Raw genomic sequence first — 6,206 nt, 5'->3', positions numbered from 1 at the left:
GGTGGTTGCGCGCCACAAATCCCACTTCTACGTCCCGGCCGACACCCCACCCCGTCCCCGCCCCCGACCGACAGTCCGACCCCCGTGGAGTGCAAACCGCCGCTCGGGTGTGCCGCCCTTCCGTTCCGGGTCCGGCACATTCAGCCTCGCCGGCGCCGGGTGGCCCTTCCGGTTCGGGCCCGTTGATTCAGCCTCGCCGGCGTTTGAGGCGCGGGGTATGGGGCGGAGCCCCGTGAAGCTCGGCGGAGCCGGGGGTGCTTCGCGCGATGGTGGTGCGGGTTGACGTACCGGCTTCGCCGTCTGTTTCCGGTTCGGGTCGCCCCATCCAGCCTCGCCGGCGTTTGAGGCGCGGGTGCCGAGCCGCTTTCCCGGTTCCGTCCGGCAATCCCAGCCTCGCCGGCGTTTGAGGCGCGGGGGTGCGGGGCGGAGCCCCGTGAAGCTCGGCGGAGCCGGGGGTGCTTCGCGCGATGGTGGTGCGGGTTGACGTACCGGCTTCGCCGTCTGTTTCCGGTTCGGGTCGCCCCATCCAGCCCCGCCGGCGTTTGAGGCGCGGGGCCTCCCGGTTCGGGCTCGCTGATTCGGCCTCGCCGGCGTTTGAGGCGCGGGGTGGAGCCCCGTGAGTTCGGCGGTGGCGCGGGCCTGTGGCAACCCCGGCGTTCGGCGCGGGGCGGGTCTGTCAGGGCCAGAGGAGGGTTCGGGTCCAGGGGCCGGTGGGGGTGCGGCGGTAGTGGAGGCGGGTGTGGCGGCGGGCCGCGTCACCCTGGAAGAACTCGGCTTCCGTCGCGTCGAGCACGTACCGCGTCCACGTCGGCGCCACCGCGTCCGGCTCGGCGCCCGCGCGCTCCCACGCCGCCGCCGATGCCTCGGCCAGGTCCGCGAGGGAGGGGAGGACCTCGCTCTGGTGTCCCGTCAGGGCGGCGGCGAGCGCGCCGCGGGACCTGACCGCGAGGTCCGCTCGGCTTTCCTCGGGTCCGCATGCCGTGACCCGGCCGCGGAGGCGGATCTGCCGGCCGACCGCGGGCCAGTAGAAGCCGAGGGCGGCTTCGGGGTGGGCCGCGAGTTGGCGCCCCTTCTCGCTGGTGGCGTGCGAGGCGAAGTGCCAGCCGCGCTCGTCGGCGTCGTGCAGCATCAGCGTGCGTACGTCGGGGCGCCCTTCGGCGTCCACCGTGGCCAGGGTCATCGTGTGCGGTTCGAGCTGTCCGGCCTCGGCGGCGTCGACGAGCCACTCCCGGAAGAGGGGGAGCGGGTCGCTCGGTGCCGTGTCCGGGTCGAAGGTGGGCAGCCGGGTGTCCCACACGCGCAGGGAGTGGAGGGTGGCGTGGAAGTCGGCGTCGCTCGTCTCACTGGTCATGGCGCCATCGAACACCATCGCACCAATGGGGGGATTGTCCTCACGCGGGCGAACTGCCGTTTACCACTGGTGGCCGGGCCGGCCGGTTCGCCGTCGGTGATCCGGTCCTCGGCTCCGGTGGCGCCGATCTCCGAGCCGCCGACGGCCTCGCCGACCCCGACGCCCACCCGGGTGGTGCTGCCGAAGGCGACCCCGGCCGACGAGGGCGCCGTCGGAGCCCGCGGCGGCGGATTGCGGGATCGTCTCCGACGCGGGGAACCGCTACAACGCCGGCCAGTTCTGCCGCGAGGTCGACGTGGGACGGTCCACCCGCGCGGGCAACGGCCGGTTCATCCACTGCCGGCAGGACGGCAAGCAGCCGCGCCGGCAGTACTGAGGTCTCAGCCCCGGCCCAGGATGACCGTCCCCGAGGAGCAGAACCAGCCGCCCGTGCCCGAGGCCAGGGCGACCTCGGGGAGTCGGCCGCCCGCCTTGGTGACCTGGCCGGCGCCGGCCTCGCCGCGGAGTTGGCGTACGGCCTCGACCAGCAGGAAGAGGCCGCGCATGCCGGGGTGGCAGGCCGAGAGGCCGCCGCCGTCGGTGTTGACGGGGAGTTCCCCGTCGCGCAGCAGCCGGCCCTTCTCGACGAACGCGCCGCCCTCGCCCTTCGCGCAGAAGCCGAGGTCCTCCAGGGTCACGAGGGTCATGTACGTGAAGGCGTCGTAGATCTCGGCGAGATCGACGTCCGCCGGGGTCAGTCCGGCGCGTTCGAAGGCCTGGCGGCCGGAGACTGCGGCCGGGGAGACGGTGAAGTCCTCCCATTCCGACATGGTGGTGTGGGAGACGGAGGCGCCGGTGCCCAGGATCCAGACCGGGGCCTTCGCCGTGTCCGGTACGAGGTCCTCGGCGACCAGCAGGACCGCGCAGCCGCCGTCGGAGCGGATGCAGCAGTGCAGTTTGGTGAACGGGTCCGCGATCATGTCGGAGGAGAGGACCTCGTCCACGGTGAGCGGGGTGCGGAACATCGCGTCCGGGTTGGAGGCGGCGTTCGCCCGGGCCTGTACGGCCACCGACGCGAGCTGTTCCAGGGTCGTGCCGTACTCGTGCATGTGGCGGCGGGCGGCCATCGCGTACTTGGCGACCAGTGTGTGTCCGTACGGGACCTCGAACTGGAGGGGTCCTCGTGCGCCGAAGGAGAGGTTCGCGGTGCGCCTGCGGGCCTTGATGTCGGCGCGGGCGGTGGATCCGTAGACCAGCAGGACGGCCCGGGCGTGGCCGGCGGCGATGGCGTCGGCTGCGTGGGCGGCCATCACCTCCCAGGTCGAGCCGCCGACCGAGGTGGAGTCGACCCAGGTGGGGCGCAGTCCCAGGTACTCGGCCACCTCGATCGGGGCCAGGGCGCCGAGGCCGGCGGAGGCGAAGCCGTCGATGACGGACCGGTCGAGCCCGGAGTCGGCGAGGGCTCGGCGGGCGGCCTGCGCGTGCAGGGCGTAGGGGGTGGGGCCGTCCACCCGGCCGCAGTCCGAGAGGGCGACGCCGGCGACCGCGACCCGGCGGCGCGGTGTGGGGGCGGTGGGGGTTCGGGGCGGTCCAGACAGTCCAGGCATGGGGCGACGGTATATCTGACGCTGCGTCAGACGCTAGTGCGTGAAGGGGGGTTGGCTCGGTTGTTCTCTTTCGTCGCGACCGTTCGCGCCGGAAGTGCGATGCGGGTCCCGCGCCCCGGCTCGTACGGTCGCCTCATGACTTCCTCGCCTTCCGCGGACCACCCGCTCAAGGGGGTGGTGGCCCTGCTCGGCGGTGTCCTGCTCGTCGGTGGCGTCAGCTCCCTGCTGCACGAGTGGTTCGGCTTCATCCGCTTCCTGGGCTTCATGCGCCTCCTGCGCTTCCTCGTCCCCGACGGTCTCGAGATCCTCGGCGGCGTCGTCATGGTCTGCCTGGGCTGCGCACTCCTCGCGCTCTCCAAGCTCCTCGGCGGGCGGGGTCGCCGCTGACCGCCCCCTCGCGGGTCGTCGAACCCCCCTCGCCCGCCCCCTGTGCATCTGGCTCCCGCCGCCCTAACATGACGGCCCGTCAGATACGGGGAGGAGCCCGACGATGGATGCCGCCTTCACCGCGGAGCAGCACGAGATGCGCCGCACCCTGCGCGAAATCCTGGGCAAACACTGTGGCCCGGACGAGGTCAGGGCCGCCGTTCGCACCGCCGCCGGACACGACCGTGAACTGTGGCGGCAGCTCGCCCGGCAGCTCGGCCTGCCGGGCATCGCCGTCGCCGAGGAGTACGGCGGCGTCGGATGCGCCCCGGCCGACCTCGCCCTGGCCTGCGAGGAGACCGGCCGGGTCCTGCTGCCCTCGCCGCTGCTCGCCACCGCCGTACTCGCCGCGCCGCTGATCGGCGCGCTCGGGACGGAGGCCCAGCGCGCCGCGCTGCTGCCCCCGCTCGCCGCCGGCGGGCTGACCGCCGCACTCGCCGTACCCGGGCCCGCCCTGGCCACGGCCCTCGCGCTGACCGCCGACAACGTGCCGGGGGAGTGGGCCGGCGGCGGTCGCGCCGGTGGGGTGCAGGCCACGTCGGGGGAGAGCGGCTGGCGGCTCTACGGGGAGGTCCCCCAGGTACTGGACGGCCACAGCGCCGGACTGCTCCTCGTCGCCGCGCACACCGGTGGTTTCGCCCGCAGTCGGACCCTGCTGTTCCTCGTGCGGGAGGACGCGCCCGGACTCGTACGTGCCCGGCAGTCCACCCTCGACGAGACCAGGCCCCAGGGCAGGATCCAATTGCGCGACGTGACCGCCGAATTGCTCGGGGACGGGCAGGGGGACGTGCCGGCGGCCCTCGCCGCCACCGGGCGCACCGCGGCCGGAGTGCTGGCCGCCGAGGCGGTCGGCGCGGCGGATCAGGCGCTGGCCCGCACCGTGGACCACGTACGGCAGCGCGAGCAGTTCGGTCGCGCCATCGGATCCTTCCAGGCGGTCAAACACCGCCTCGCGGACCTCTACGTCCAGGTGCAGGCGGCCCGCTCCGCCGCCTACTACGCCGCCTGGGACCCGGAACAGGGCGCCCTCGCCCTCGCGCAGGCGCTGGAGGCGCTGCGGATCACCTCGGGTGAGGCGATCCAACTGCACGGCGGCATCGGGTTCACCTGGGAACACGACGCGCACCTGTACTTCAAGCGGGCCGCGGCCGACGAACTGCTCTTCGGGCCGGTGCACCGGCTGCGGGCGCACGCCGCCCGGCGGGCGGGCCTGTTCGGCCCGACCGCGACCGCGACCGGGTCGACGTCCACGACCGCGGCCACATCCACGACCACCACCGAGTCCACGACCACCACCGAGTCCACGACCACGGAGAGGATGGCCGTCTGATGGCTCCCGTCGGCGTCAGGCTGATGCAGAAGGTCTCCTCGACCATGCTGTTCGCCAAGATCGCACCACACGTCATCCCTGCCATGGACAAGGCCGTGCACAGGCTGACCCGCGGCAAGGTCATCCTGAGCGCGCAGATGCTGCCCGGTGTGATCCTCACCGCCAAGGGGGCCAGGTCCGGGCTGCCGCGCACCACGCCGCTCGCCTGCATGCCGGAGGACGACGGCGCGAGCTGGCTGCTGATCGGCTCCAACTTCGGCCGCCCCGGACACCCTGCCTGGACCGGGAACCTGATCAAACACCCGGACGCGGAGGTGAGTTGGCGCGGTCGGGACATCGCCGTACGGGCCCGGCTGCTGCAGGGCGAGGAACGCGCGGCGGCGTGGCAGGCGGCGCTGAGGTTCTGGCCGCCGTACGCGACGTACCAGGCGCGCATCGAGCGCGAGATCCGGCTGTTCCGCCTGGAGCGTCGCTGACCGCGGCGGAGGTCCGGGTGAAGCCCGGCGGGAAGCCGGTGGAGCGCCGGCGGGAGGCCGGTGGTGGGCCGACGGGGTCGGCGGGTGTGGACCGGCGGGGTCGGCGGTGAGCGCCGGCGGGGACCGGTGGGGCGGTGGGGGCTGCGGGAGCGGGCCCGGGCGGCGGACCAGGACCCCTGGCGGGGGCCCGGGGTCCGCCGCTACTTGGTCGGCTTCTTGCCGGTGATGCCGAGGTGGACGAGCAGCGCCAGGTTCGGCTTGAGCTCGGCCTGCTTGACGCCCCAGGTCTGGAAGCCCTTCTGGTGCGAGGCGACCGCGGCCAGCATCGCGACCAGCGAACCGGCCATCGCCGCCGGGCTGAGGTCCTTGTCGACCTTGCCCTTGGCCTGGAGTTCCTTCATCGACTCCGTGAGGGAGTTGGTGACGGAGTTCAGGATCTTCATGCGGATCTTGTAGAACCGCTTGTCGCCCTCGGCCGCGCCGAGGTCGACGACCCGGAGGATCGCGTCGTTGCGTCGCCAGAACTCCAGGAACCCTTCGACGAGTTCCTCGGCCGCGGCCCAGCCGGCCTTGCCGACCCAGTTGCGGCCTTCGACGAGCGCCGTCAACTGCGCGCCCTCCGTGGCCATTTGTTCGGCGATCTCCAGGACGGCGCCCTCGACGTCCGGGAAGTACTGGTAGAAGGTCGCGGGGGAGGTTCCGGCCTTGCGGGCGACGTCGATCACCTTGACGTCGCGGTACGGCGAGGAGCTGAGCATCTCGCTGAGGCAGTCGAGCAGCTTCTGCCGCGTCGCCTGGCCGCGCCGGCCGGCGACACGCCCGTCGACGGTGCGTACTTGTCCTGTCATGCCGTCAGCTTACCGAGGGGTGATCGGGGCGCTATTCGGCCGCCTGCAAATGGGGTTACGAGGCCGCCGGCCTGCACGGAAGCGGCTGCCGGACGGCTCGCCGACCGGGCCTGCGGGGCGGGATCCGCGCCCTGCGGGCGAAGGTTCGCGCCGGCTGTTTCCGGCCGGCGCGCACCACCGGCGCCGCCC

Annotated in this window: 6 protein-coding genes; 3 read left to right on the top strand and 3 right to left on the bottom strand. The window is 73.2% G+C overall.

The annotated features are described in order from the left end of the window. Window positions 1-676 precede the first annotated feature (676 nt). Together ACFYW3_RS13110 and ACFYW3_RS13105 are read right to left on the bottom strand one after the other, a co-directional pair. Window positions 677-1,351, bottom strand: a complete 675-nt coding sequence (locus ACFYW3_RS13110; protein ID WP_389386252.1) for a pyridoxal 5'-phosphate synthase — start codon at window positions 1,349-1,351, stop codon at window positions 677-679. Between the two features lie 380 nt (window positions 1,352-1,731). Continuing rightward, the gene (locus ACFYW3_RS13105) at window positions 1,732-2,937 is read right to left on the bottom strand and encodes an acetyl-CoA acetyltransferase (protein WP_389386251.1); all 1,206 of its coding nucleotides are present in this window, start codon (window positions 2,935-2,937) and stop codon (window positions 1,732-1,734) included. 135 nt (window positions 2,938-3,072) lie between these two features. Between ACFYW3_RS13105 and ACFYW3_RS13100 the strand changes: the two genes are divergently transcribed. The 3 genes from ACFYW3_RS13100 to ACFYW3_RS13090 all read left to right on the top strand — a co-directional run bounded on the left by ACFYW3_RS13100 (window position 3,073) and on the right by ACFYW3_RS13090 (window position 5,169). Then, window positions 3,073-3,324, top strand: coding sequence for a hypothetical protein (locus tag ACFYW3_RS13100; protein WP_389386250.1), 252 nt, complete (start codon window positions 3,073-3,075; stop codon window positions 3,322-3,324). A gap of 103 nt (window positions 3,325-3,427) precedes the next feature. Continuing rightward, window positions 3,428-4,693 (top strand): acyl-CoA dehydrogenase family protein, encoded by a 1,266-nt coding sequence (locus tag ACFYW3_RS13095; protein ID WP_389386249.1) that lies wholly within the window; start codon window positions 3,428-3,430, stop codon window positions 4,691-4,693. Further along, complete coding sequence (locus ACFYW3_RS13090; protein ID WP_351758658.1) at window positions 4,693-5,169, top strand: nitroreductase family deazaflavin-dependent oxidoreductase; 477 nt, start codon at window positions 4,693-4,695, stop codon at window positions 5,167-5,169. Before ACFYW3_RS13095 ends, ACFYW3_RS13090 begins: the two co-directional genes overlap by 1 nt. A gap of 200 nt (window positions 5,170-5,369) precedes the next feature. Here the strand turns inward: ACFYW3_RS13090 and ACFYW3_RS13085 are convergent, their stop codons facing one another. Further along, complete coding sequence (locus ACFYW3_RS13085; RefSeq protein ID WP_053681170.1) at window positions 5,370-6,017, bottom strand: TetR family transcriptional regulator; 648 nt, start codon at window positions 6,015-6,017, stop codon at window positions 5,370-5,372. Window positions 6,018-6,206: the final 189 nt, after the last annotated feature.

This window comes from Streptomyces sp. NPDC002602 (assembly GCF_042889445.1).
GTDB lineage: Bacteria > Actinomycetota > Actinomycetes > Streptomycetales > Streptomycetaceae > Streptomyces.
This window is presented reverse-complemented; position numbering and strand designations above follow the sequence as displayed.